The sequence below is a fragment of the Nostoc sp. 106C genome (assembly GCF_002154725.1).
GTDB lineage: Bacteria > Cyanobacteriota > Cyanobacteriia > Cyanobacteriales > Nostocaceae > Aulosira.
In genome coordinates, this window is the sequence record NZ_MTAW01000104.1 from 60,481 (window position 1) to 86,427 (window position 25,947).

The following is a 25,947-nucleotide window of genomic DNA, read 5'->3' on the forward strand; positions in this document are numbered from 1 at the left end:
TCATCACTAGCTTCCTTGATTTTTCGAGGTACACGATTGTGTACTTCTTATTCTTCCTCTGTCCCAAGCATATAAATTCTTTTTATCTCTTTCTCACACTCTTCTAAAGTTTTTTTACCTTACTTAACCTAGCTGCTTCACAAGGTTAACTCTTACCCATTATCCCTGAGGAGAATCTGGGGATCTGGGCTTTTTTGCTGGCACATATCCTAGATTTCCTTGATTTACAGGGAAAATCTTAGGAGCAATTTGGACTGAGGTAGGTTTAGAGGAGTGTTGAACGCAAGACAAAAATTGCACACCACGTAATTTGTAACTTGTCTCACAATATATCAAGAAATCGATAAGTTATACTTTGAAACTTTTTAACTTATTTATTTAAATTTGTTATCACATAAAGTTTTAAACATTTTATTAAGAATACTTTACAAAGTTTCTCATGAATTGTATGTGCCTTTGGTAAGCAAGGGTTGGAGGGGATACACCAAGGAGGATACGGGAGACAAATGACCCATCCCCAATCCCAGAGAAAAATTGCTGAAGGCGTTTAAAAAATCTTTGGTACGGGAACACTGAAATTAACCCCCAGCCAATTTCAGCAACAGACCTCTTGTAGCGGTGGGGAGAGGAAAAATCAATTTATTGAAACTTGTCTGTTAATCCTTTCCCGACTTCTGTAAGAAGCCTAATGGCTTGGGTACTGTCTCCAAAGGGAATGTCACCGTGGTATTGTTTTGCAAGCGTACTAATGTACTGATTACTTCTATCCTGGCAGGATTCATGGTGCTGCCGAGTCTGGGAATTGTTACATCAACAAATCCAGCAAGGGCCCAAAAAACCGCTAGTCCTGCTCCGACACAAAATAAACCTGTTACCAATTCGTCCAAGCCAACTAGCTCTTACCCAGCTTCTGCACCACCCCCGCGAGTAGACCCCTTGCCCGATCAACGGGAAGAGCAAGAGCATTCAATAGAAACCGATTACCGTGTCAGCAATTTGTTAGCGGATGTTACAGGCAATCTTTGGGTAGCTTCTTGGCGGGGCTTGTCGCGGATTGACCCTAAAACTGGCAAGATTGTCTCTCGCGTTAGTCTACCTAATGTTGCCATTAGCGCTTTAGCTCAAGACAAAGTAGGGCGCGTATGGGTGGGAAATTATGAAGGTCTAATCCGCGTAGAACCTCGCACTAGCGAAATCACAGCCCAGAATTTATTTTTGCCTTCCAAACGGGTGTTATCGCTATTGATTGACAAACGTGGTTATTTGTGGACGGGAACTGATAACGGTTTAGCCTTGATTAGTCCTGACCAAGGCTTAATTATGACCACCCTCAAGAATTTGCCTGGTGTTAGCGCTAACGCCCTAACTTTAGATGCGGAAGGTCAACTGTGGGTAGGCACTCTAGATGGACTGCTGCGAGTAAATACTGCTAATGCTTTAATTATGAAGCGAATTGCTGATTTACCTGGGACAACTGTGCAAGCTTTAGCTATTAGCCCAGAAGGATTAATTTGGGCAGGAATGCCGAATAATTTGCTAGTAATTAACCCGAAAACTGGTGCAGTACTGCGGTCTGTGACTCGTTTGCGCGGACGTAACGTTACAGCAGTGCGCTTTGCTCAAGATGGTAGTGTTTGGATCGGTACAAATAATGGTTTGTTACGATTAAATCCAAATACAGGATCTGTATTGGATGAAGTTGCAGGACTTCCTTCTAGTCGAGTGCTTGCTCTTGCCCCTGATATCGCCAATAAATTATGGATCGGCACTAGTGAAGGTCTAGCTTGGTTAATGCCCAAAGTGGGTAGTGCAAAAACCCATCTTGCTTTTAGTCGCGCCGTGAAATGAGTAGTCATTTGTCATTTGTCCTAGGCAAATGGCAAATGACAAATAATAAATTACAAAAACTCTAAAATCTTAATAATTGGCAATGGTAGTTACCACCCAGCAATTAATTCAATGGAAACAACAAGGACGTTCAATTGTAGCGTTGACCGCCTGGGATTATGCGATCGCCCAACTCCTCGATACAGCTGGGGTAGACTTAATCCTGGTAGGTGACTCTATGGCTGTGGTTCTGGGTTATGAGACAACATTGCCAATTACTTTAGAGGAGATGTTATACCATGCTAAAGCCGTCCGCCGTGGTGTGAAACGCGCTTTAGTGGTGGTCGATTTGCCATTTTTGACCTATCAAGAGAGCATTCAACAAGCAATGCATTCAGCTGGGCTAGTGCTAAAAGAAACAGGCGCTCAAGCTGTCAAGTTAGAAGGTGGCTATCCAGCAATGGTAGAAACTATTGCTCGTTTGGTGCAAGCAGGAATTCCTGTTATGGGACACGTGGGTTTGACACCACAATCAGTTCATCAACTCGGTTTGCGACAACAGGGCAAAACGCAAGAAACAGCAGAGAGAATTTTAAATGAAGCGATCGCTCTTGAACAAGCGGGCGTATTTGCGATTGTTTTAGAGCATATACCCACTGATTTAGCACTGCGCATTACAGAAAAACTCCGTATTCCTACCATTGGCATTGGTGCCGGAATCCATTGTAATGGACAAGTGTTAGTCACATCTGATGTTCTTGGACTTTCAGAGAGACAACCACCTTTCGCTAAAATTTATACTAATCTACGGGAGAATATTACTAAAGCTGTACAGGATTATGCACAAGAAGTGCGAGAGCGAAAATTTCCTTAATCAAAAGTAAAAAGGACAAGAAGGCACGTAGAAAATTCCTACTCTTAACTTTTGACAAAAAAATAGTAATTGAAGATGAAGATACAGCAATTATCACTATCAGAACACTAATTAACCGAAATCAGAAAGTGATAAATTTGCAAATATAACATCAGCAATTACTAAAGTTATAGCTTGAATCGAGAGGAAAGACAGACAATATTTAAGTTTGAGCAATTTGCAGCAAACTTGGGTTTATAAGATGGTAGACAATAGTAGTCGTTTAAAGACAAAATTAGAAGCTGTACCTAGTGCAGTGTAAGTAGACTTCCATACCTTATGAGCAGCAGTTCTGAGTCTACAATATATAGCAAAAGTCTAGACTAGAATAAAGGTTTTTTGAGTTTTGACTTAGACACACAGGTACTAGATTATTAGCGTTAAGCTTAACTGTAGAACAATAACACAGGTGTTGGATTTGGATGTTATACAATTTCAGCAAATATGACAGCCAATTTTTCCAAATCCATAAAAGAAAGCTAAACTCCATTATTTTTAGAGCAAGCGCATTAAGCGGCTGAAGACTTGATGCAAAGGCTAAGATAAACAGTTATACATCTATTTGAGACTCGCTAAAGTGCAAGAATCATCTTTTCTCTAGCCAATGCAGAGTAATTTTTTGTTTAGTCCGAATTTCAGTAGAAATCGCAAGGTTCACAACCTTTAATTTTGTAAATCTGCGTATCTTTTATCAAGACGAAAATCAGGCGCAGGCTCTAACAAAAGCCAATGTTTACGCTTAGTCTTATTCTTGAGGATATTTACATAGTTATCAGCGTAGCGGAAAGCTGATGCACGGTCATAAGCAGCAATAGCCACAGCCTGCGAGAAAACCTTTGTAGGGATCTCAAAGCCTGCAAATTTCTGCATTAAAATAAACAAATCCTCGTCTGTTACAGGTAAACTAGTTTCTTCTACCTGTTCTGGTTCATTAAAGATATCTTCATTTAGCACTTTGGACATTTAGCACCTCACCAAAAGCATAAGAAGCGAAACCTGCGATGAAATTGAGCTGTTGCTCGCGAGTCTGTAAATTTACTGGGAGTTCATTACTAGAACATCCAATCTCCCGCAAAATTTCCAAACAATAAGCACTCAGTTCAGTATATGAAGCTCGTTCCCAGTTTAGAGCCACCTCTTTCGCCTTTTCTAGATTGACTCTAATAACCGTCATTACAGGGCTTGTCATTAATTTACCCTCCTCAACTGGATATTCGCCATTTTGATCTGAACAACAAAATGGTGTAACCGTGTTATTGCGGAATTTCTCTAGGAGAGGGGGGTGAATATCAGGGTATTTACGGTCAAATTTTCAAGGTGCTCGCTTACCTTATTTTTTTAATTGATACAGATTAAGTACTGATATATTTGCTTGGTAATTTCTATCATTAAAAGGGTTTTAGCCTTATAGCGTTAATATTTTTTTAATTTTTTAAGTATACTTACTTGCATTTACTTAAGTAATACTACGCAAAATTGTAAGATCTGAATGCGCAACTATCAACGGATGAAAGCAGCTAATTTTTAAGTTACGAAATACTTCACAGGCGCAGAGTGAGCGCTTGCTCATGAATCCGAAAAAGAATTATGGTACACATCTGGCAAAATTGTCGATACTACATTGGTTGTAGTTTTATGATGATGACCGAAGAATTACGGGCGAGCGCCTGCCATGATCTCAACGTCCCCAGTTTTTCCCCACAATGGCATAGTTGAATTTTCGGATAGCAATTCAGATGGCTACGGTGATGGGATAGAGAAGGAAATTTGCTGTTGTGAAATAAGGAAAAAGCAGAACAGGAAAAGCAACGTGCTGATATATTAGCAGCTAAGTTACACGAGCTAGGTGTTGACCCTGATGCGATCGCATAAAGCGATAAAGAAAATAATGAATATAACGACCCGAACATTAGCAAAGAAAATCAAAACACAGTTCGGTTAAAACGAGATGCACCTGAAAGCCGGAACACCGCAAGTCCATGAAACAGCAACAAAATCAATTCAGCCATCTCACAGCAATAGAAAGAACTAACCTATCATTCCCTGCACAGTTTTTATTAACTCAAAATATGCTGCAAGGCAAAATACTAGATTTTGGTTGTTCCTAAACGCCATGTCAGCAGTTATTTCGAGCTACCATTTAAAGAGCAATCTGCTTGCTGGTTTATGGTGAACAAAGTTCAAGAAATTCTCAAAACAGAATTTGCACCCGATGGTTTTAATGTCGGGATGAACATCAATCGAGCAGCAGGGCAAAATATGATGCACGCCAGTATTCATATCATCCCTCGTTACATAGGTGATACTGTCGGTGCTAAAGGTGGGATTAGGAATGTGATTCCTAAAAAGAAATAGTTTTCTGAAGTATATGTTGCATCAATAGCGACAATTGCGATTCTTGCAAATATATAAATAAATCTGAAAACTCTATAGAATGTGTTTCTGGAAAGATTTAACCAAGATTATCAGGATCTATTCCCAACGCTCTTAATTGCTCTGCTAGTTGTTGAGCGCGTTGTTCTGCTTGTTGAGCACGTTGTTCTGCTTGTTGAGCGCGTTGTGTTTCTTGTTGAGCGCGTTGTGCTTCTTGTTGAATTTGTTCTTTTGGCGTAGGATAACGCTTACCTTCCTCGTTGTACCAATACAGCCATTCCCTTGTAACACCAGAATAATTTCCCCTTTCGCACCCAATTCCTAAGCCAATTTCTGGTAGCCAAACTGGGTTTCCTAGTTGCAATTGATATTGCCCATTAACTAACTTATGCACTTCTAGGCGAGGTTTGCGACGACGGCGAGAAGAATAAATTACGTAGTAAAGTACGCCTAATTCTGCATATTGATCTAATTTAGTCGTGTATTCTTTACGATAATTTTGGGAAACTACCTCTAGCGCTAAAATAGGTACAACATTTTCATCCCACAACACATAACTGGGACGTAACTCTTCATCATAAAAACGCTCTACGCCTAAACTCAAAAATCCATCGGGCACAATTGGCGGTTCATCAGGATGATAGTAAATACCCATATCTACCCCAAAAAACCAGTCCATGCGTTCTGCCCAAAGTATCAGCAGTATTGCCTTGAGCAAGCCTGGTATTAATTCTTGCAGTTCATTATCCACAGGTGCGTCGTCAGAGTCTGGTAGTTCTTCGGCAGAGGGCAAATACCTCGGCAGGTTGTACTCTAACATGGTTGATTTTCCCAAAACTCACCAGAATTATAGCGATTTATCGGGTTACTGACAGCAACCAATCACTAGGCGATAATTACTCTATCTGCCGATAGATATACCTGTATGATATGTTGCCTCAACTCTTCTTGCGAGAATCCCTCCAATCCTGATGGAACACAGTTTTGCTCTCACTGTGGAGTTTCCCTAATCGTATTGCGACACTATCGTCCCATCCGGGTATTAGGTAGTGGAGGATTTGGCAAAACCTACTTGGCTGAAGACGTTGAAAAGTTTAATGAACTATGTGTCATTAAGCAATTTGCACCTCAGATACAGGGAACTGGCGCACTACAAAAAGCAACGGAATTATTTGAGCAAGAAGCCAGGCGACTGCAACATTTAGGAGAACATCCACAAATCCCCACGCTATTTGCATACTTTGAGCAAGATCATCGTTTGTATTTAGTGCAGCAGTTTATTGATGGGGAGAATTTATTAGATGAATTACAACACCAGGGTACTTTTAGTGAGCAAAAGATACAGCAATTATTGCTTGATCTATTAAATATTCTCAAAACTGTTCACCAACAGAGAGTAATTCACAGAGATATCAAGCCCCAGAATATTCTCCGTCGTAAATCCTTACAAGCAACAAAAGAGGATATAATTCTCATCGATTTTGGTGCATCTAAACAGTTAAGTGAGACGGTAATTACTCAAAAAGGAACAACCATTGGCTCTTTTGGTTATGCTCCTCTAGAACAGATGCAAGATGGACAAGCATATCCAGCTAGTGATTTATACAGTTTGGGCGCTACTTGCTTTCATCTGCTGACTGATATTACCCCTTGGGAATTGTGGAAGCAACAAGGGTATGGCTGGGTTACTAATTGGCGACAGCATTTACAGCAACCAGTCAGTCAAAAATTGGCGATCATATTAGATAAGTTGCTACAACCAAACTATCAGGAACGTTATCAGTCAGCAGAGGCAGTTTTACAAGATATCAAAGATTTGCGATCGCCTTCAGAAATGCCTGCTACAGTAGCTTATCCTCGGCCAGCATCACCGTCATTACCTGATGTACCACCGACAGTAAACTACCAACCTCCACCATCAGCATCAGTAGACTTACCCAAACAGAAATACAAGTCAAATATACCATTACTATTGGGTGGTGCTATCTTGCTATTGAGTTTGGGAGGATATGGAGTTTGGCATATTAGCAAACCTCTTTCAACTAAAACAGTTGCTTATGAAAAACTTGCATTAGTTAATAGCTTGACTGCTCATACCGACTGGATTGATTCCTTAGCAATTAGTGCTGATGGACAAACTTTAGTAAGTGGCAGTGCAGACAAAAGCATTAAAATTTGGAATCTGCAAACTGGTGCTTTGAAAACTACTCTTAGCTTGCATTCTGATGTAGTTAGTTCTGTTGCCATTAGCCGTGATGGTAAGACTGTGGTTAGTAGTAGCAAAGACGGCACTATCAAGATTTGGAATCTGCCAACAGGTACTTTGAAAGCGACTCTTCCTAGAATTCAAGATTGGGTTAATTCTGTTGTGATTAGTCCCAATGGAGAAACTCTAGTAACTGGTGGTACAGACAAGAAAATTAAGATTTGGAATCTCCAAACTGGAGATTTGAAACATACCCTCACTGGACATAGTAAATCAGTGATGACTGTTGCTATTAGCTCAGATGGACAAACTCTGGCGAGTGGGGGTGCAGACAGCACTATCAAGATTTGGAATCTGCAAACTGGAGAATTGAAAAATACTCTTACTGGACATCAAGATGTAATTTTTGCTGTAGCGATTAGCCCAGACGGCAAGACTTTAGCAAGTGGAAGCTACGATAGGACAATCAAAATTTGGGATTTACAAACTGGCGCTCTAAAAAATACCCTCACCGAACACCGCTATGCAGTTAGTTCTTTAGCAATAAGTCCAGATGGACAGACTTTAGCGAGTGGAAGTTGGGATAATACTATTAAAATTTGGAACTTACAAACTGGTGCCCTAAAAACTACTCTGACTGGGCATAGTGATTTAGTTTATACCGTAGCAATTAGCCCCGATGCACAGACTTTAGTAAGTGGAAGTAAGGACAAGACAATTAAAATTTGGCGAGTGCCATAAAAATTTGGGATTTAGTTTCAGGGCACGCTTCTCTAAACTAGAGCGAGCGCACTCTCTTATCTTTATAAATCTATCTCATGATAGATGTACTAAATTTAGGAATCACTGCAAGAATCAAATAAGACAAGATATATTCTGGGAAATTCACTGGTAGCGATCGCCGCGTTGCTTAAGTAAACAGGAAGTGAATATTACCCAACATCTACTCATACTCTGAGAAATCTCAGTAACTCTTAACTATTGATAAATATCTATTGCTGGCCCCGATTCATGGTTTATATTTACCCAGAGGTGGCGCAAACAGCCATCAATCTTCAAACATTAGGAGGCAGCACCATACCCCCCTGTAACTGATGCATACCCTCAGTATCAGGTGTCAGTTTAAAGATAAGTTGATATTAAAACAAACAATTTTGCTGAATTGCAACGGATAAGGACTACACTTAAAAGTCTTGTGCAGCAAAACCTGTAGCTTTAAATAAAGTAATCATGTCCAAGGTTCTTGTCTCCGATCCTATTGACCAGGCTGGAATTGACATTCTCTCGCAAGTTGCTACTGTTGATGTCAAAACAGGTTTAAAACCAGCAGAACTGGTAGAAATTATTGGTGAGTATGACGCGTTAATGATACGTTCTGGTACGCGCGTCACCCAAGAAATTATTGAAGCTGGCACGCAGTTAAAAATTATCGGTCGTGCTGGCGTGGGTGTGGATAATGTGGATGTTCCCGCCGCCACGCGCCACGGAATTGTAGTAGTTAATTCTCCTGAGGGTAACACAATCGCGGCTGCCGAACATGCGATCGCCATGATGTTATCTTTATCTCGTCACATCCCTGATGCTAATGTATCGGTGAAAAGTGGTGTGTGGGATCGCAAAACTTTTGTCGGCGCTGAAGTTTACAAAAAAACTATCGGTATTGTCGGGTTGGGTAAAATTGGCTCCCATGTAGCCGCTGTTGCTAAGGCGATGGGAATGAAACTGCTAGCTTTCGATCCCTTCATCTCTACAGAACGAGCCGAACAAATTGGCTGTCAGCTAGTGGATTTAGATTTGCTGATCCAGCAAGCAGACTATATCACCTTACACATCCCCAAAACCTCAGAAACTACCCACTTAATCAATGCCAAAACCCTGGCAAAGATGAAACCTACTGCTCGCATTATTAACTGCGCTCGTGGTGGCATCATTGATGAAGCAGCTTTAGCGGTGGCCATCAAAGAAGGTACAATAGCTGGTGCTGCATTAGATGTATTCGAGTCAGAACCTCTAGCCGAATCTGATTTGCGATCGCTAGGTAAAGAAATTATCCTCACGCCCCACTTAGGAGCATCGACTGCGGAAGCGCAAGTAAATGTGGCGATAGACGTTGCCGAGCAAATTCGCGATGTACTGTTAGGCTTACCAGCACGTTCCGCCGTGAATATTCCCGGACTCGGCCCTGATGTCTTGGAAGAACTTAAACCCTATATGCAACTGGCAGAAACTTTGGGCAACCTAGTAGGACAGCTGGCAGGCGGGCGAGTAGAATTACTCAATGTGAGATTGCAAGGTGAACTGGCAACTAATAAGAGTCAGCCGTTGGTGGTAGCCTCCCTTAAAGGACTGCTTTACCAAGCACTGCGGGAACGGGTAAATTACGTCAATGCCAGCATAGAAGCTAAAGAACGGGGAATTAGAGTAATTGAAACCAGGGATGCTTCTGTACGTGACTATGCAGGTTCCTTGCATTTAGAAGCCACAGGTACTTTAGGGACTCATTCTGTGACTGGTGCTTTGTTAGGCGAGAAGGAAATTCATCTAACTGATGTTGACGGTTTCCCCATTAATGTCCCCCCCAGCAAATATATGTTATTCACCCTGCACCGCGATATGCCAGGTATTATTGGCAAACTCGGTTCCTTACTTGGCAGTTTTAATGTAAATATTGCCAGTATGCAGGTAGGCCGGAAAATTGTCCGTGGTGATGCAGTCATGGCTCTCAGCATCGATGATCCATTACCTGAAGGCATTTTGGCTGAGATTACCAAGGTGCCTGGAATTCGGGACGCGTATACAGTAACACTATAAAGTGCTGAGTGCTGAGTGAAAACAAGTTAGGACTAACTTTGAAATCTCTCAAACTTATTAACTCTCAGACTCAGCACTCAGCGCTCAGCACTTAAAAGATGGCAAAAACCTGGTGGGAACTACAAATTTTATGCGAACCAGACCTAGAAGATTCAATCTTTTGGCGTCTGGAAAATTTTGGCTGTCGTGGTACAGCTATTGAAGGTAAAGGAAATTCCTCTTTAGTACGGGCTTATTTACCAGAATTTCAAGCACAGCTATTAGATTTAGCCGCGCTGTCGCTGTGGCTACGCCAAGATGCTCTGTGTGTGGGATTAGCTGCTCCGGCTTTACACTGGGAGTTAATTAATGAAGAAGATTGGGCTACTAGCTGGAAGCAATATTGGCAACCCGAGAAAATAGGCGATCGCTTTTTGATCAATCCGGCGTGGCTACCATTACCAGAAACATCAGAACGCCTAGTGATTCGCTTAGATCCAGGGGTAGCATTTGGTACGGGTAATCATGCTACAACTCAGTTGTGTTTGGAATCACTAGAAATGCGAATGAGTGAATTCCCAAAAGCTCTTGCTAATTTATCTCCTAAAAATGATCATGTGGTAATTGCGGATATTGGCTGTGGTTCTGGTATTCTTTCAATCGGAGCGGTGCTATTAGGAGCAGAGAAAGTCTATGCTGTAGATACTGACCCTTTAGCAGTGCAATCGACCTTTAGCAATCGCGCACTCAACGACATTTGTCCAGACCGCTTAGTACCAGCAGAGGGAAGTGTAGACATATTGCAGAAACTGATTGAACAACCAGTAGATGGTATTGTCTGCAATATTTTGGCTGATGTGATTATCGAGTTGGTTCCAGAAATTAGTGCGATCGCCAAACTGACAACTTGGGCAATCTTCAGTGGAATTTTACTTGAGCAATCTAAAGCCGTAGCTGATGCCTTAGAACAGCATGGCTGGGTGATTGCTACTTTGTGGAAAAAGAAAGAGTGGTGTTGTTTAAATGTCCGGCGTTCATGAAGAGTGCTGAGTTAAAAGACTGCCCACAAGAGGCTTTTACAGTTCTGAGTAATGAGTGATGGGTAGGTTAAAAAACTTTATTTCGCCTTCAGTAGCGTGTGTAATTTGTTTAGTAAGTCCTGTAACGTATAGGGCTTAGGCAAAAATGCTTGAACATCTGTGCCCACAGCAGAATTATACTGAGAGCTATCAGTAAGCCCGCTGGCGGCAATCATCAAAACCCGCGGATTAATTTGCTTCAATACCCGGATGGTAGTTAGCCCATCCATTTCTGGCATCATCATATCCATCAACACAGCACTGATTTCATCTTTATGCTGTAAATATACAGCGATCGCTTCAAGTCCATCACTGGCTGTAAGTACTCTGTAATTAGATTTTTCTAGTGATGTTTTAGTAATTTCTCGGATAGGAGCTTCATCATCCACAACAAGAATTAATTCTCCATGTCCTTGTAGCAGTTCTTGATTTAAAGATGGTGATGCTGGGCTTGCCAACACTGTTGGTAAAAATACGCGAAATTTGGTTCCTTTGCCAACTGCACTCTCTACAGTCACAAAACCACCATGACTTTTGATAATTCCTATGACTGTTGACAGCCCCAGCCCTGTACCTTTACCTTGCTCTTTGGTTGTGAAAAAAGGCTCAAAGATTCGCAACAAAACTTCCGATTTCATGCCGATTCCCGTATCTGCAACAGTAATCACACTGTAAGAACCAACAGTAGCGTCAAGATTCATCCGGGCATAATTTTCATCAATGAAAATATTTTCTGCACGGAGACTCAAAATTCCACCATTGGGCATGGCATCACGAGCGTTGACTACTAAATTCATTAAAACCTGATGCAGTTGGGTAATATCTCCAGAAACAGCACAAACCTCTGGCGACATATCGAATTCAACTTCAATCGATTTGGGAAATGTCTCTTTAACAACATGCTGAATTTCTAATAGCAAGTGCTTGAGTTCTAAAATTGTATGTTTACCTTCTACACCACGAGCAAACGACAGAACTTGTTTGACCAAAGCTGCGCCACGTTTAGCGCTGGTTTCAATTATGCTCAACAACCGCTGTTGCTTCTCGACGCTAAGTTGCGTCTTCAGTAAAAGTTGCGCTGACGTAATAATTGGCGTCAATACATTATTGAGATCATGGGAAATACCACCCGCAAGAGTCCCGATGCTCTCTAAACGCTGGGCCTGGAGAAATTGCGCTTCTAGTTGTTTTTTGTCTGTAATGTCGGTGTTGACAATCAGGATTGATTGCGGCTGTCCTTGAAAATTGACTATCAAAGTCCAGCGACTAGAGACAACGATTTCCTTACCGTTTTTGGTAACTTGAGATAACTCACCTTGCCAAGAGCCAGACTCAATTACAGACTGCTGGGCTTGTTGCAGTTGCAGCGAAGTTTCCTGAAAAATTAGCTGATGTGCATTTCGATTTATAACCTCAGCTGCCTTCCAACCGTACAAACGCTCGGCACTTTTATTCCAGAATCGGATGTGGTTGTTTAAAGATTGGACGACAATTGCATCAGTGGCGACATCAAGCAAGGCAGCTTGTTCTCGAATTTTCTGTTCTGACTTTTGGCGCTCGATGAGTTCGGTTTGGATCTGCTGATACAGTTCCGATTGCTGAATCGCGATCGCCAATTGCGTTGCTAACTGCTTGAGCAAATCAATTTCCAATTGCTGCCACTGTCGCGGTTCGGAACAGTGGTTAGCCACCAACAATCCCCATAACTTTTCCCCTTGCACAATTGGTATGACTAAGTTGGCCCTAACTTCAAGTCGAGCCAAGAAATCAACATGACATTGAGAAAAACCAGCTGTGTAAATATCTGCCACCGCTTGGGTGCGACCTTGTTGATATAGTTTGCGGCAAGCAGCTTCTATAAAAAAGGAGTCTTTGATTGTTGTTCCTAAAATAGGTGACCAGCCTGAAGCTACTGATTCTACTACCACAGAGCCGCTCCAATCCTCCCAAAAGCGGTAAATAAATACCCGCTCAGTTTGAAGAAACTGCCGGACTTCCGACACTGTGGTACTGAGAATTTCTCTTAAGTCAAGAGACTGGTGGATATGTTGCGCTATCTGTCCCACCAGACGCTCTCGTTCAGCTTGCTTTTGCCTAACTTCTTCTTGATGCTGACGTGCGGTTAGTTCAGCCAGTTGTGCTGCTCGATTCTGGGATTCTAGCCTCACTCTCTCTCGATAGTGATGGAAGAACTCAGCCAAAGCAGGTTCCTCTTCCAGTAAGGGAGCCAAATGAGCGATCGCTCGCAGATCTGCTTCATAAGACACTTCTGGGTGAGATTCCATCCATACAAGGCAAGACTTCACATAAGCAATAAATATAGTGAGATGGTTGTAGTTTACAGACCCCAGAATCCGGCGCAGCTCCTGACGAAAATGCTCAGCTTGCTCTGATGCAACGGCAATAAATATTGCACAGTAGAGGAGACTTGTTTCTAACGCCGAATTTGATTCTGGCCAGACAGCTAAGGAACGAGAGTTCGCTGCTAGTATGCTGAGGTGTTCATCAATATCTATTACTGATGGAAAAGGAGATTGGAGTAACTCTAAAACTTGCCCGGCACTCATCCCTAGGGGACGTAGACTGCAACTGTGACAGATCATGCAGTAAGGAACGGCACAGAAGCGGGAAAGGTAAGCGGAAAGTTTTTCTTTAAATAGATCTGGCAGTGGATTGTTCACATAGGCAGAAAGTGTCTGCTGCCATAAATTTTCCAGCACTTGTGGAGTCTGTTCTGCTGGTTCAAAAAAAGGTGGAACAAAACCAAATTTTGCTTTAATTTCTGCCTTAATTTGCTCCGTACTTCGCTCTATAGCAACAACAGGTTTATTTCCGTTTGATTCTGGCAGCATTACGTTCTCAATCGGCTTGTATTCAGTAGTAGTTAGTGCCAGTTTTGCTGGATAATTAACTATAGTTTTAATCATTTTTATTTGGCTCTCCCTAAATACATAGGGAGTGAATTAAAGGCAGTAACGCTGTACCAATTTCTGATTTAGTAACAAATCCATCTGCACCTACAGCAGAAGCAGCAGTGCGATATTCACTGCCATCATTTAGTGTTAAAACGACAACATATGGCGCACTTGAGCACTCTTTAATCTGACGTGTTGCTTCCAGACCGTTCATTCCCGGCATAGCCAAATCCATCAATACCAGATCCGGACTCAATTGTGGCACCTGTTCAACTGCTTCTTGTCCTGAGAGAACACGCCCAACAATTTCGAGTTGCCTATCCATAGCCAAAAAGCGGGCGGCGGATTCAAGAAAAGCAAGGCTGTCATCTACTAAAAGAATGCGCAGAGGAGGCATAATGTTGATTGCTAGGTGTCCAGAAAACTAGTAATACTGGTAAATCAAGCTACATATTGTATTTGACTTTGAGCAAAATCTTCTGATCTTTGCTCTACCTGATTCATACATTACGCTACCTCCCAGGATAACTAAATCAGGAAAACCCTGAGATCCCAACAGAAAAATCCTGAGATATTCCTGAGTCGTGATTAGTCGAGCAGAGGAGCAGAGAAAGGAAGGAAGCAGGACAAGAAAGCCTTCCTATACTAGCTATCTGAAATCACTAACCCCATGCGAATGGCATAGCGTACTAAACCAGCCACATCATGAATGTCTAGCCGCTTCATCAGTTGCATCCGGTGAGTTTCTACTGTTTTCACACTGATATATAGTAGTTCAGCAATTTCTTTTGTGCTTCTCCCTTCTGCAATCAACTGCAAAATTTCGCGCTGCCGTGATGTTAATTGTGTTAAAGAACTAGACTCATCACTCACCCGTTGTAAGTAATTAGCAACAACGTGCTTAGAAACTGCTGGACTTAAATAGGTTTCACCCTGACAAATGGCTCTGATTGCCACTTCTAGTTCACTGATACCAGCGTCCTTCAGTAAATAACCCATTGCTCCTATACGCAATGCTTGTAATACGTATTCCTCATTCGCGTGCATAGAAAGCATAATTACCCGGACCTGGGGAAATTCTTTAACCACATGTGCCGCAGCTTCTAAGCCATTCATTTCTGGCATGGCAATGTCCATCAAGACTACATCAGGTTGATATTCTGCAATCAAGCGCAGAGCCTCACGCCCATCACCTGCTTCTGCAATTACTTGTATACCCTCGATATTTTGTAGGAGCGCACGCAATCCAGCACGGACAAGCGTATGATTGTCTGCTAATAAAATACGAATCAATTTTGGGGCTGCGGTCATTTAGCTGAGGATCTGAAACTAGCTGTTTGTGACTTGAGCAAGCCATGCATGAATAACAAGCTTCATACAAAAAGGTATGAAGTCATTATTGGGAATAAAGCTATTTGTGGGATATTTAGGGTTTGCTCTGAGAATTAAAAAATAGGGCAGGAGGAGTTACTCCATAAAAACTGGCTTATTAACTAGTGGTATGTGTGATTAATTTTGAATCATTTTAGTGAGCAGTTTAATGCTTAAAAAATCGCTTAAGCGCCGACTAAATAACCATCATCACAATGAATAACATTAACTACTAGCTACTCAACCTTTCTTCTTATGCCAGTTTTGTAAGATGGCATTATTTTCATATTCTCCCTTGTTTTCCCCTGAAAAAATCAAGTAAATTCAGCTTAATTTTCAGAAAGGGGTAAAATAGCATGAATTTCAGTGCCGTGTTGATGCACGGATTTCATCTTGATTTGACCACCAATCAGCAAAACACGCTCCTCCATTCCTAGCAAACCTAAACTTCCTCCTTTAGTAGCTTTTTCCCGCGCTGCATATACATCAAACCCAATCCCATCATCGCGAATTATTAGGTGCAGCTGAGTTTCCTGTTGCCATAATTCAACAGTTACTCGTTGTGCTTTGGCATGGCGCACGATATTCGTTAAGGCTTCTTGAACAATACGAAAGCAGGTCGTTTCTAAGTTTGGCGATAGCTTGGTTTTTAAAGGCTTGCTCACAAATTCCCCAATGATGCCAGCGCGTTGAGTTTGGCGATCTATATACCACCGCAATGCTACAACTAATCCCAAATCGTCCAATAAGGAGGGTCGTAAATCAAGGGACAGGCTACGTACTTGTTGCAGAGAAACTTCAACTATGTCAATACTTTCCTGTAATGGTAATTCTGTCTTATTTATATTGGATGAATGTTGTAAGGTTTGCAAATTAATTTTTACTGCTGTCAATGCTTGACCAATTTCATCATGTAATTCATGGGCTAGGCGACGTCTTTCTACTTCCTGTGCCTCAATTAACTTGCCAGATAGGGTTTGCAATCGTTCTTGGGTTTTTAGCTGTATTTCCTGTGCTCGCTTGCGCTCTGCGATTTCAGCTTTCAATTCTTCATTGATCTGAGCCAGTTCTAAAGTCCGGTTCTTTACCCTTGTTTCCAACTCTTCGTTTACTGATTGCAGAGCATTTTCTGCCTGCTGGCGCTGGGTAATTTGTTGTCGTAGTTCTTGGTTATTGGCTTCCAACTGCGCTGGGCTGGGTAGGGCGATCGCTTTGGGTATCAGTGGTACTAATGCCATTGCTGTGTATACTGACACCAATGCCGTTATAGCTTTGAGCAACCCTGAAAGCCAATAAGTTGGATACCACAGCGTCCAAACTTCCATTACATGGGTAGTCCCACAAGCAACAATGAAAGCGCCAAACATCAAAAAGATCCAATCAAAGGGCAAATCTTGCCGCTGGCGCACAAAATAAACCAAAGTGATTGGGATTGAGTAATATGCTAAGGCAATCAGCGAGTCAGACATGACATGCAGCCATACTAACCCTGGCTTCCAGAGATAGCAGTGACCGTGGGGGATAAATGGGCCTAAACTAAACAGATTATTCCAAAATTCAGACATATTGGGCTTGATTGAACAACAAGCTGAGATCTTAAATAGGGAAGTAATACCAATTTAAAAAAGAATGGGACAGATGCATTGTAGGAGTGCAGTTTCCCAGCCCTTCAAGTTAATTCATGACACGCAATCATTGATGAAATCAGTATAAGTAAATCAATTTTTAGCCAACTTCAAGACAGTTTGTATGCAGCAATGGAAGTTTTATAGATAGAATCTTAATTAATTTTTACAAATTATTCTTGCTAATAGAGGCGCGAAAGTTTGCGCCTCTATGCAAAACAATTCTAGATTATGCCTTGAAGATGTTGCACTAACTGCTGTGCTTGCATGACCCCCTCAATCCGATCTACTGGTTGACCTTGTTTAAACAGTACTAAAGTTGGTAGGGCGTAAATCTGATACTGACTTGCTAACTCTGTGTATTTCTCCGTATCGATTTTAACAATACGTAACCGATCTTTAAGTTGCGCATTGACCTGCTCTAGAATTGGCACCATCATCTGGCAAGGGCCACACCACTCAGCATAAAAATCTACCAACACAGGTACATCAGAACCAGACAACATCTCTTCAAAGCTGTTGAATTGTTTTTTAGTAGCCATATGACACACCGATTTTCTCTTGTTTGATTTCAATAGTAATGCGTGCCTTAGAAAAACGGTGTAACATCATTTTGTTTTTATCAAGCTAGAATTAGCTGTCCTAGGAATCAAAATTCGGCAATTCACTAAAAATTAGAGTTTCCAAAACTCGATTATTTTATAGAAATGTAGTAATACTTTAAATTTTTAAATTGCAATTATACTTAACATTGATTTAGTTATTCTTAATTGAATCACACTTTCCTATATTTAAAGCTCCTTGAATCACCTAATTAATCAAGATATCTGTGATTAACTATCTAATTTCTGAGAAATAAATTAATTATAGCTATCGAATGCAGTTCACTTATCCTCAAATTTTATTCGGGGGGATTTCGTATTAGTTGTCAGTAGCCAGCGATAAACTAGAACGATCTTTAGGTGTCTTCAAGTATAAATCTACGAATCCATACCCAAACCGCGATAGAAGGTACAAATCACCATAAGATCATTAGCGCGGTGATTCAAAAAAGATTTCATGGAACTCTTGAATGAGAATTTACAAAAATTGCGCGGTCAAGTTGCAATTATCACAGGCGCTTCCCGGGGAATTGGCAGAGCGATCGCGCTTGAATTAGCTAGCTACGGAGCCAATGTAGTTGTGAATTATGCTAGTTCTAGTGCTGCGGCTGACAGCTTAGTGACGGAAATTACAACAGCAGGTGGTCAAGCTATTGCCCTGCAAGCTGATGTTTCTAAAGGCGATCAAGTAGACTCCTTATTCAACGCTGTAATTGACAAATTTAAACGTATCGATATCTTAGTTAACAATGCAGGTATTACTCGCGACACATTACTTTTGCGGATGAAGCCAGAAGATTGGCAGGCAGTTATTGACCTCAATCTTACTGGTGTTTTTCTATGCACACGGGCTGCTAGTAAAGTCATGCTCAAACAACGTTCTGGGCGGATTATTAATATTGCCTCCGTCGCCGGGCAAATGGGCAACCCTGGTCAGGCAAACTACAGCGCTGCTAAAGCAGGTGTCATCGGCTTTACCAAAACTGTAGCTAAGGAACTGGCTTCTCGGAGGATCACCGTTAACGCTGTTGCCCCTGGTTTCATCGTCACTGACATGACCAGCAATCTCAGCAACACCGAAGAACTTCTCAAATATATCCCCCTCGGTCGCTACGGTCAGCCAGAAGAAATTGCGGGCATGGTGCGCTTCCTGGCTGCCGATCCTGCCGCTGCCTATATCACCGGACAGGTGTTTAATGTTGATGGTGGCATGGTGATGGCGTAGATAGAACTGGATGTTAAGTATAGAGTGCCGAGCGAGCAGTACTCTACACTTAACATTCATCACTGATAAATTAGAGTCCAAACAGCGCTGGTTCTACACCCACTTGTTTCCAAGCGTTACGAACGGCGTTCTGTTCTTTACTTCCTTGACCATATAATTCTCCAGCCACAGAGATTGTATGGTGTGCCGCCTTGGAAAAATTTGACCGGGAGCGTAGTCTGTCTCTTAAGGTGATATACCAAATTTTGCCGACTTTTTCCCAAGCATACCCCCCGATTTCTACTGCTGCTAAGTAAAAAGCATGGTTAGGAATACCTGAATTGATATGCACACCACCGTTATCTTCAAGTCCCTTGTATAAATCTTTTACATGGGCTGGTTGGGGGTCTTTACCCAGTACAGGATCATCATATGCGGTTCCTGGTGCCTTCATCGAACGAATGCCCACACCTTTAACCCCAGGCATAAACAAATCTGAGCCGATGATCCAGTCAGCTTGGTCTGCTGTTTGATTAAGTACGCGTTGTTTCACTAGGGAACCGAAGACATCAGACATAGACTCATTGAGTGCCCCTGGTTCATTTTTGTAGCGTAAACCAGCTTCGTATTGGGTGACACCGTGAGTTAGCTCATGTCCAATCACATCAATTGACTTTGTAAAGCGAGTAAAAATTTGCCCATCGCCATCACCATAGACCATTTGGTTCCCATCCCAAAAGGCGTTGTCATAGTTCTGGCTGAAATGAACAGTCGAGTCTAAACGCAAACCGCGATCGTCAACAGAATTTCGTTTGTATACTTCCTTGTAAAAGTCATAAGTAGCACCAGCTGCATCATAGGCTTCATTCACTGCTGGGTCATTGCTGGGAGGATCGCCCTCACTACGGACTAATTTACCTGGAAGCTCTGTACTTTTATTAGCATCATAGATCGTGCGGCGCTTCTCCCCAGTTGATTTTACTGTTGGCATCAGGCTCAAGATATCGCGCTGTCCGCGAATCCTTGCTGAACGGGTTAAGCTCTGAAAAGCCCAGTCGCTTTGTTGAGGATTGCCACGTTTGGCTATCTCTTTCAACATATGCGGTGGGACAACACAACAGATAGGACAAATGTGGTTGATTGGATGACAACCTTTTGATTTCGCCAAGCTTTGATTTTTACGATACATAGCTTCTATCCTTAATTACGTAAGTGGCGATCGCAAGTTGAAAGGCGATCGCCACTTTGATTGATCCAAGAACATTAGCCAAAATTTACAACTTTCGTCATCAAAAGTTACTCATGAAATATATTCTGTTTTCCTGATTCTGCCGCAGATAGTGAAGCCGATCAGGAAAATCACACTTATAGTTGTCGCTACCATCTGTACCAAGGTCAAGTGCTGCGTTCGCATCGCCAACAAATTAAAAACCAAGGTAATTGACCAAAGAGTATATGCAGCACGGCGTTGGGAGAATCCCCAAGCAAGCAAGCGATGGTGTAGGTGGTCTTTGCCAGGAGTACTCATTGGGTTTTTTCCCGCCATCAGTCGTCGCACAATTACTTGAGTTGTGTCCAGCACTGGTAATAGCAAAAATAAAACTGTAGGAATTAAGGAAAATACGGTATTTACTTGGAGTTTACCTAAAATACTAGTTGCGGCCAGCACATAGCCGAAAAAGTAAGCTCCGGCATCACCCATAATGATCCTTGAGGGGTGGAAGTTATGGCGCAAAAAGCCTAGGGCTGCGCCTCCCAATGCAGCCAGTACTAGAGTTGCCGCCGCACGATATGAAATCTGGGCAGAAACCGCCAACAAACTCATGGCAGTAATAAAACTCACTCCTCCTGCTAAACCATCCATACCATCCATCAAGTTAATGGCATTGGTAATTCCTACTACCCAAAATACTGTCAGCGATATTGAAAGAAGATAGTCGATTGGTGTGCCAAAAGCGATTTCAATTCTAATCCCGTTAGCAACCAGCAATAGTGCTGTGAGCACCTGAGTAAACATCCGCACCGAGGGAGGTAAGCCAAACTGGTCATCAATAAAGCCAACCAGAACTAATATCGTCCCTCCCAAAAGAATAGTCAGTACTTGAGCCAAGACGTTTTGCAGTTCGATTGGTCGTAAGAGGGTAGCGAGTACAAGTGCAGCAATCACACCCGTATAGATAGCCAGACCTCCTGCATTCGGCAAAGGTTCTCGGTTAAGCCGCCGTGCGTTTGGTTGGTCAGCCCAACCTACCCGTAAAGCAAATTTGCGTACTGTGGGAATTAACCGCCATGTTACTAGCCAAGCCAAGAGAAACGTAAATACTACAGCCAACCAGCCGGTGCCGCTAGGGTCGGCAATACCGAGGGACTTAAGGGAGTTGTATAGATTCATCTCCCAATTCAACCATTACTGCTACTATTCAACATGAGCATCAACTGTATATTAATCAATTTTTTTATTTCCATTTGTCATCTGACCAGTTTTAGGAGTTAGCACTCTGGCTCTGTGAGTGCTAAATTGTCTAATGGAAGCGCTTGAGAAATGAAACATGGCGAAGATTATTGCATTTGATGAGGAATCACGGCGGGCCCTAGAACGGGGGGTTAACGCTCTTGCTGATGCCGTAAAAATCACCCTAGGACCGAAAGGTCGTAACGTTCTTTTAGAAAAAAAATTTGGTGCCCCCCAAATTGTCAACGATGGTATCACTGTTGCCAAAGAAATTGAATTAGAAGATCCATTAGAAAATACAGGTGCGCGGCTCATCCAAGAAGTGGCATCTAGAACTAAAGATGTTGCTGGTGATGGTACTACTACCGCCACGGTTTTAGCACAGGCTTTGATCCGAGAAGGGTTAAAGAATGTTGCAGCTGGTAGCAACCCAGTCAGTTTAAAACGAGGAATCGACAAGACAGTTGAGGCGCTAGTGGCAGAAATAGCCAAAATAGCCAAGCCAGTGGAAGGAAGTGCGATCGCTCAGGTTGCTACAGTTTCAGCTGGCAATGATGAAGAAGTCGGCAGTATGATTGCCGAAGCAATGGATAAAGTCACCAAAGACGGTGTAATTACCGTTGAAGAATCTAAGTCCCTGACAACTGAACTAGAAGTAGTAGAAGGGATGCAGATTGACCGGGGTTACATTTCCCCCTACTTTATCACCAACAACGAGCGGCAGACGGTGGAATTTGAAAATGCCCGCATCCTGATCACCGATAAGAAAATCAGCAGCATTCAGGATTTAGTGCCTGTGCTGGAAAAGGTTGCCCGTTTGGGTCAATCTTTGCTGATTATCGCGGAAGATGTAGAAGGAGATGCTTTGGCGACTTTGGTCGTGAATAAAGCGCGGGGTGTACTTTCTGTATCTGCAATCAAAGCACCTGGATTTGGCGATCGCCGTAAAGCTTTACTGCAAGATATTGCCATTCTTACCGATGGACAGTTAATTTCTGAAGAAATCGGCTTAAGCTTGGATACTGCTTCTATCGAAGCCTTAGGAACTGCTCGTAAAATTACCATCGACAAGGAAAACACCACAATTGTCGCTGGTAGTAATACCAAGCCAGAGGTGCAAAAGCGGATTGCGCAAATTCGCAAGCAGTTGGAAGAAACAGATTCCGATTACGACAAAGAAAAACTGCAAGAACGCATTGCCAAACTAGCTGGCGGTGTCGCAGTGATTAAAGTGGGTGCAGCTACAGAAACCGAACTCAAAGACCGCAAACTGCGAATTGAAGATGCGTTGAACGCTACTAAAGCGGCGGTAGAAGAAGGTATTGTTCCTGGCGGTGGAACTACCTTGATTCACCTGGCAGTAAAGGTAGAAGCGATTAAAAACAGCCTCCAAGATAGTGAAGAACAAATTGGCGCTGATATCATCGGACGAGCACTGGAATCGCCTCTGCGTCAAATAGCAGACAACGCTGGTGTTGAAGGTTCTGTGATCGTTTCCAGAGTCAAAGAAACTGATATCAACGTTGGTTACAACGCTGCTACTGGGGAATTTGAAGACTTAATTGCTGCTGGTATTATCGACCCTGCGAAAGTTGTGCGTTCTGCCTTACAGAATGCTGCTTCAATTGCCGGTCTAGTCTTAACTACTGAAGCCCTCGTTGTCGAGAAGCCTGAGAAGAAAGGTCCTGCTGCTCCCCCTGATGGCGGCATGGGTGGTATGGGCGGCATGGGTGGTATGGGTGGTATGGGTGGCATGGGTATGTTCTAATCTTTGCTTCTCCATCTTCTCCATATAAATATTTATTAAGCAGTTTGTCTTGGCTAAGGCAAACTGCTTTTTTATCATTTATGACCGAGAGGTAAGGGAGTGATATCATATCGGCTTGAATAGTTAAAAAATTTTGGATGTTAAATTTACTTTGTAGGGTGGGCATTGCTACCCTACAAAACTATTAATTTTTACTAATAATTTAGAATTGCTAGATTTTGTTATTAGCAACAATAAAATATCTGGTTTTGACTGTTATTGGGTATTTACAAGAAGGTAAAAGTACATGCTCAAAAAAATCCGTCGGACTCCTAAAGCCGTCAATCAGCCATTTCTTAAAGACTTTTATCACCAACCGGGGACTATACCAGGAACTCTTTTCATTGATGAAAATGCTGAATATCCTGAAATTATTTTGATTGATTACAACCAGCAAGACTACATTCGCAAAAAAATAGAAGCCCCGGAGGAATGTATTCCTTATCTAGATACGGCATCTGTAACTTGGGTGGATGTGCAAGGTTTAGGAAATCAAGACATATTGCAAAGACTAGGGAAAGTTTTTGATTTACATCCTCTAGTTTTAGAAGATATAGTCAATGTGCCAGAGCGTCCTAAAACAGAAGACTATGAAGAGCAATTATTAATAATTGCTCGAATGGTAGTGCCAAAAGATAATGGGTTTGGTTTTTACAGCGAACAAGTGAGTTTAATATTGAGTAAAACTTATTTGCTCACTGTGCAGGAAGAACCAGAACATGATTGTTTTGAAGCAGTGCGATCGCGAATTGAAAAATCTAAGGGAATTATTCGGAAATCAGGAGCAGATTATTTAACTTATGCTCTGTTAGATGCAATTATTGATGGCTTTTTTCCTGTGTTAGAACGTTACGGTGAGCAAATAGAAGATTTAGAAGAGGAAGTTATCGTCAAACCTACTCAAAAAACACTACAGAAGATTTATAAAATTAGGCGAGAATTACTGCAACTGCGTCGCGCCATCTGGCCGCAACGGGATGTAATTAGTTCTTTGATGCGAGATAGCGGTGAACTTATTAGTGATGAAGTGCGAATCTATCTGCGAGATTGTTATGACCATGCAATACAAGTAATTGACATGGTAGAAACTTATCGCGAACTGACATCAGGATTGATGGATGTTTACCTGTCAGCAGTTAGTAACAAAATGAATGAAATCATGAAGCTACTAACGGTAGTTTCGTCAATTTTTATTCCCTTAACTTTTGTAGCGGGAATCTATGGAATGAACTTCAATACCGAAAAATCCCCATATAATATGCCTGAACTGAATTGGTATTGGGGATACCCGATGTGCTTGGCAATCATGGCTGCGATCGCAGGCGGATTATTATTCTTTTTTTGGCGGCGGGGCTGGCTAGAACGGTCTGTAACTATGAAGCAAGATTAAATATACGGTATGAATATGAAGCGAATATACAAAATTAGTACAGGGAGTCTATATTTTAAGTTATGAGAGGAAATGGTGACCAAAATTTACTTGTTTTGACCCTTTATATCATCGGCGTCTCTTACATCTTTAATCTGATGATTGAGTCGATCGATGACAAAATTAAATTTGAGGCGCAAAAAGGAGTCGTTGACGATCAACTTAAAGAGCAAAATCTCCAAGACCAAGTAGGAATTTCTTTTAGACTTAGCCCTTCTTATTCATTTGATGAATTGAAAGAGTTGTCAATTAGCATTGAAAATAAATCTGACAATCTTGCCATCTACGTTGACTGGGACAACAGCTCTATCGTAGTCGAACATAACAAGCAATCACGCCGAGTAATTCGCAAATCACCAGACTTGACCCGTGACTTAGCTGTGCCGCAAAGTCCTAGTCTTGTAGCTCCCAAGAAAACGCTGACGGCAGCAGTAACAGCGGAAGATGTTTTCGCGCGTGATGCAACCACAGGTACTTACTCAACGAAACAACCCCTAGTAAATATCACTGCTTTGCAAAAAAGTCCTCTCAAGGCGCAAAGAAAGTTGTACAACGACTTTGTTAACAGAACAAAGCAATTAGAATTTTCGCTACAGTTAGTGCTGCGAATGTCTGAGGTACGTGTTGGTCTAGCTCCTGGTGTGAATATCCCGCCAATGTGTATTGTCAATTGTCCTTTTACAATCAGGAAGTTGCCTTGGACATACGCTCTGCCTTGGAATAAAAAGAAGTAATTCAAATCAGACACACAATGCCATCCAAGATTACACTGGATCTAGGGAGAGAGTAGACGTAGGCGGTTGCAGATCGGTCACAACAACTGGTTTGAGGAAAGTCCGGGCTCCCGAAAGACCAAACTTGCTGGATAACGTCCAGTGCGAGTGATCGTGAGGATAGTGCCACAGAAAGATACCGCCAAAGTTAGTGCTGAGCAATGAGTATCGAGTGCTGAGAAAAGAAAACTCAGAACTCAGAACTCAGAACTCAGGACTGTTTTGGTAAGGGTGCAAAGGTGCGGTAAGAGCGCACCAGCAGCGTCGAGAGGCGCTGGCTCGGTAAACCCCGGTTGGGAGCAAGGCGAAAGGAACTATGGTTGGTCTTTTACCAGTTCCGCTAAAACAGAGCCGCTAGAGGCGTCTGGTAACAGGCGTCCCAGATAGATAACCGCCCTCATGTATGGAAGTTACATGTAACATCTCTACATTAGAGAACAGAACCCGGCTTATGAGCTGCTCTCTCTCTTTTTAATTATTGGTCATCGGGCATGGGGGATGGGGCATTGGGCATTGCTATTGAGTCCAGAGTCAAGGGGAGCCAGCACCGTGGTGAGTCGCTGGCTCCCCTGCTCCCCTGC

General features: G+C 42.2%; 19 protein-coding genes, 1 other RNA gene and 2 pseudogenes. 12 read left to right on the forward strand and 10 right to left on the reverse strand.

What is annotated here, in order from left to right:
- The first annotated feature begins 693 nt into the window (after positions 1 to 693).
- Together BV375_RS13930 and panB are read left to right on the forward strand one after the other, a co-directional pair.
- Positions 694 to 1,848 (forward strand): two-component regulator propeller domain-containing protein, encoded by a 1,155-nt coding sequence (locus BV375_RS13930; protein WP_086761394.1) that lies wholly within the window; start codon positions 694 to 696, stop codon positions 1,846 to 1,848.
- Between the two features lie 82 nt (positions 1,849 to 1,930).
- Positions 1,931 to 2,701, forward strand: coding sequence for a 3-methyl-2-oxobutanoate hydroxymethyltransferase (panB, locus tag BV375_RS13935; protein WP_086761396.1), 771 nt, complete (start codon positions 1,931 to 1,933; stop codon positions 2,699 to 2,701).
- A gap of 702 nt (positions 2,702 to 3,403) precedes the next feature.
- Here the strand turns inward: panB and BV375_RS13940 are convergent.
- Complete coding sequence (locus BV375_RS13940; RefSeq protein ID WP_086761398.1) at positions 3,404 to 3,703, reverse strand: hypothetical protein; 300 nt, start codon at positions 3,701 to 3,703, stop codon at positions 3,404 to 3,406.
- Positions 3,684 to 3,929: a hypothetical protein gene (locus BV375_RS13945; protein WP_086684959.1), complete on the reverse strand. Its 246-nt coding sequence runs from the start codon at positions 3,927 to 3,929 to the stop codon at positions 3,684 to 3,686. The genes BV375_RS13940 and BV375_RS13945 overlap by 20 nt, the downstream gene beginning before the upstream one ends.
- Before the next feature lie 593 nt (positions 3,930 to 4,522).
- Between BV375_RS13945 and BV375_RS38130 the strand changes: the two are divergent.
- Together BV375_RS38130 and BV375_RS13950 are read left to right on the forward strand one after the other, a co-directional pair.
- Positions 4,523 to 4,612, forward strand: a pseudogene (locus BV375_RS38130) (Uma2 family endonuclease); the annotation flags it as partial.
- Between the two features lie 219 nt (positions 4,613 to 4,831).
- Positions 4,832 to 5,095, forward strand: a pseudogene (locus BV375_RS13950) (HIT family protein); the annotation flags it as partial.
- A 97-nt stretch (positions 5,096 to 5,192) separates the two neighbouring features.
- Here BV375_RS13950 and BV375_RS13955 read toward each other — a convergent pair.
- Positions 5,193 to 5,933: a Uma2 family endonuclease gene (locus tag BV375_RS13955; protein WP_086761400.1), complete on the reverse strand. Its 741-nt coding sequence runs from the start codon at positions 5,931 to 5,933 to the stop codon at positions 5,193 to 5,195.
- 105 nt (positions 5,934 to 6,038) lie between these two features.
- Here BV375_RS13955 and BV375_RS13960 point away from each other — a divergent pair, with 105 nt between their 5' ends.
- The 3 genes from BV375_RS13960 (at position 6,039) to prmA (ending at position 11,149) form a co-directional block, all read left to right on the forward strand.
- Complete coding sequence (locus BV375_RS13960) at positions 6,039 to 8,060, forward strand: serine/threonine-protein kinase (protein ID WP_086761402.1); 2,022 nt, start codon at positions 6,039 to 6,041, stop codon at positions 8,058 to 8,060.
- A 489-nt stretch (positions 8,061 to 8,549) separates the two neighbouring features.
- The gene (gene serA, locus BV375_RS13965) at positions 8,550 to 10,130 is read left to right on the forward strand and encodes a phosphoglycerate dehydrogenase (RefSeq protein WP_086761404.1); all 1,581 of its coding nucleotides are present in this window, start codon (positions 8,550 to 8,552) and stop codon (positions 10,128 to 10,130) included.
- A 98-nt stretch (positions 10,131 to 10,228) separates the two neighbouring features.
- Positions 10,229 to 11,149, forward strand: coding sequence for a 50S ribosomal protein L11 methyltransferase (gene prmA / locus BV375_RS13970; protein WP_086761406.1), 921 nt, complete (start codon positions 10,229 to 10,231; stop codon positions 11,147 to 11,149).
- Between the two features lie 77 nt (positions 11,150 to 11,226).
- Here the strand turns inward: prmA and BV375_RS13975 are convergent, their stop codons facing one another.
- The 5 genes from BV375_RS13975 to trxA all read right to left on the reverse strand — a co-directional run bounded on the left by BV375_RS13975 (position 11,227) and on the right by trxA (position 17,641).
- Positions 11,227 to 14,115, reverse strand: coding sequence for a GAF domain-containing protein (locus BV375_RS13975; RefSeq protein WP_339376762.1), 2,889 nt, complete (start codon positions 14,113 to 14,115; stop codon positions 11,227 to 11,229).
- 16 nt (positions 14,116 to 14,131) lie between these two features.
- Positions 14,132 to 14,500 (reverse strand): response regulator transcription factor, encoded by a 369-nt coding sequence (locus tag BV375_RS13980; RefSeq protein ID WP_086761408.1) that lies wholly within the window; start codon positions 14,498 to 14,500, stop codon positions 14,132 to 14,134.
- 248 nt (positions 14,501 to 14,748) lie between these two features.
- Complete coding sequence (locus tag BV375_RS13985; protein WP_086761410.1) at positions 14,749 to 15,414, reverse strand: response regulator transcription factor; 666 nt, start codon at positions 15,412 to 15,414, stop codon at positions 14,749 to 14,751.
- Positions 15,415 to 15,803: 389 nt separating this feature from the next.
- On the reverse strand, positions 15,804 to 17,039 hold the full coding sequence (locus BV375_RS13990; RefSeq protein WP_086761412.1) for a sensor histidine kinase: 1,236 nt from the start codon (positions 17,037 to 17,039) through the stop codon (positions 15,804 to 15,806).
- A 284-nt stretch (positions 17,040 to 17,323) separates the two neighbouring features.
- Complete coding sequence (trxA, locus tag BV375_RS13995) at positions 17,324 to 17,641, reverse strand: thioredoxin (protein ID WP_086761414.1); 318 nt, start codon at positions 17,639 to 17,641, stop codon at positions 17,324 to 17,326.
- Positions 17,642 to 18,158: 517 nt separating this feature from the next.
- Here trxA and fabG point away from each other — a divergent pair.
- Complete coding sequence (gene fabG, locus BV375_RS14000) at positions 18,159 to 18,926, forward strand: 3-oxoacyl-[acyl-carrier-protein] reductase (protein WP_086761416.1); 768 nt, start codon at positions 18,159 to 18,161, stop codon at positions 18,924 to 18,926.
- Positions 18,927 to 18,996: 70 nt separating this feature from the next.
- On the opposite strand, the gene BV375_RS14005 is transcribed toward fabG, so the two are convergent.
- Both BV375_RS14005 and BV375_RS14010 read right to left on the reverse strand, forming a co-directional pair.
- Entirely contained in the window at positions 18,997 to 20,094 is a 1,098-nt protein-coding gene (locus tag BV375_RS14005; RefSeq protein ID WP_086761418.1) for a M4 family metallopeptidase, read from the reverse strand.
- A gap of 111 nt (positions 20,095 to 20,205) precedes the next feature.
- Complete coding sequence (locus BV375_RS14010; protein WP_086761420.1) at positions 20,206 to 21,297, reverse strand: MraY family glycosyltransferase; 1,092 nt, start codon at positions 21,295 to 21,297, stop codon at positions 20,206 to 20,208.
- 157 nt (positions 21,298 to 21,454) lie between these two features.
- On the opposite strand from BV375_RS14010, the gene groL reads away from it, so the two are divergent.
- From groL to rnpB, 4 genes are all read left to right on the forward strand, one after another.
- Positions 21,455 to 23,125: a chaperonin GroEL gene (gene groL, locus BV375_RS14015; protein WP_086761422.1), complete on the forward strand. Its 1,671-nt coding sequence runs from the start codon at positions 21,455 to 21,457 to the stop codon at positions 23,123 to 23,125.
- Between the two features lie 286 nt (positions 23,126 to 23,411).
- Positions 23,412 to 24,554 (forward strand): magnesium/cobalt transporter CorA, encoded by a 1,143-nt coding sequence (gene corA / locus BV375_RS14020; RefSeq protein WP_086761424.1) that lies wholly within the window; start codon positions 23,412 to 23,414, stop codon positions 24,552 to 24,554.
- 62 nt (positions 24,555 to 24,616) lie between these two features.
- Positions 24,617 to 25,327: a hypothetical protein gene (locus BV375_RS14025; RefSeq protein ID WP_086761426.1), complete on the forward strand. Its 711-nt coding sequence runs from the start codon at positions 24,617 to 24,619 to the stop codon at positions 25,325 to 25,327.
- 48 nt (positions 25,328 to 25,375) lie between these two features.
- An RNA gene (gene rnpB / locus BV375_RS14030) (RNase P RNA component class A) lies at positions 25,376 to 25,834 on the forward strand.
- Positions 25,835 to 25,947: the final 113 nt, after the last annotated feature.

Excerpts from the sequence above, each read along its gene's own strand:
- BV375_RS13955 (WP_086761400.1), bottom strand. The coding sequence starts at position 5,933 with ATGTTAGAGTACAACCTGCCGAGGTATTTGCCCTCTGCCGAAGAACTA.
- BV375_RS13975 (WP_339376762.1), bottom strand. The coding sequence starts at position 14,115 with ATGATTAAAACTATAGTTAATTATCCAGCAAAACTGGCACTAACTACT.
- corA (WP_086761424.1), top strand. The coding sequence starts at position 23,412 with ATGCTCAAAAAAATCCGTCGGACTCCTAAAGCCGTCAATCAGCCATTT.
- BV375_RS13960 (WP_086761402.1), top strand. The coding sequence starts at position 6,039 with ATGATATGTTGCCTCAACTCTTCTTGCGAGAATCCCTCCAATCCTGAT.
- BV375_RS13990 (WP_086761412.1), bottom strand. The coding sequence starts at position 17,039 with ATGTCTGAATTTTGGAATAATCTGTTTAGTTTAGGCCCATTTATCCCC.
- panB (WP_086761396.1), top strand. The coding sequence starts at position 1,931 with ATGGTAGTTACCACCCAGCAATTAATTCAATGGAAACAACAAGGACGT.
- BV375_RS14025 (WP_086761426.1), top strand. The coding sequence starts at position 24,617 with ATGAGAGGAAATGGTGACCAAAATTTACTTGTTTTGACCCTTTATATC.
- BV375_RS14005 (WP_086761418.1), bottom strand. The coding sequence starts at position 20,094 with ATGTATCGTAAAAATCAAAGCTTGGCGAAATCAAAAGGTTGTCATCCA.
- BV375_RS13985 (WP_086761410.1), bottom strand. The coding sequence starts at position 15,414 with ATGACCGCAGCCCCAAAATTGATTCGTATTTTATTAGCAGACAATCAT.
- fabG (WP_086761416.1), top strand. The coding sequence starts at position 18,159 with ATGGAACTCTTGAATGAGAATTTACAAAAATTGCGCGGTCAAGTTGCA.
- prmA (WP_086761406.1), top strand. The coding sequence starts at position 10,229 with ATGGCAAAAACCTGGTGGGAACTACAAATTTTATGCGAACCAGACCTA.
- groL (WP_086761422.1), top strand. The coding sequence starts at position 21,455 with ATGGCGAAGATTATTGCATTTGATGAGGAATCACGGCGGGCCCTAGAA.
- BV375_RS13980 (WP_086761408.1), bottom strand. The coding sequence starts at position 14,500 with ATGCCTCCTCTGCGCATTCTTTTAGTAGATGACAGCCTTGCTTTTCTT.
- serA (WP_086761404.1), top strand. The coding sequence starts at position 8,550 with ATGTCCAAGGTTCTTGTCTCCGATCCTATTGACCAGGCTGGAATTGAC.
- trxA (WP_086761414.1), bottom strand. The coding sequence starts at position 17,641 with ATGGCTACTAAAAAACAATTCAACAGCTTTGAAGAGATGTTGTCTGGT.
- BV375_RS14010 (WP_086761420.1), bottom strand. The coding sequence starts at position 21,297 with ATGAATCTATACAACTCCCTTAAGTCCCTCGGTATTGCCGACCCTAGC.
- BV375_RS13940 (WP_086761398.1), bottom strand. The coding sequence starts at position 3,703 with ATGTCCAAAGTGCTAAATGAAGATATCTTTAATGAACCAGAACAGGTA.
- BV375_RS13945 (WP_086684959.1), bottom strand. The coding sequence starts at position 3,929 with ATGACAAGCCCTGTAATGACGGTTATTAGAGTCAATCTAGAAAAGGCG.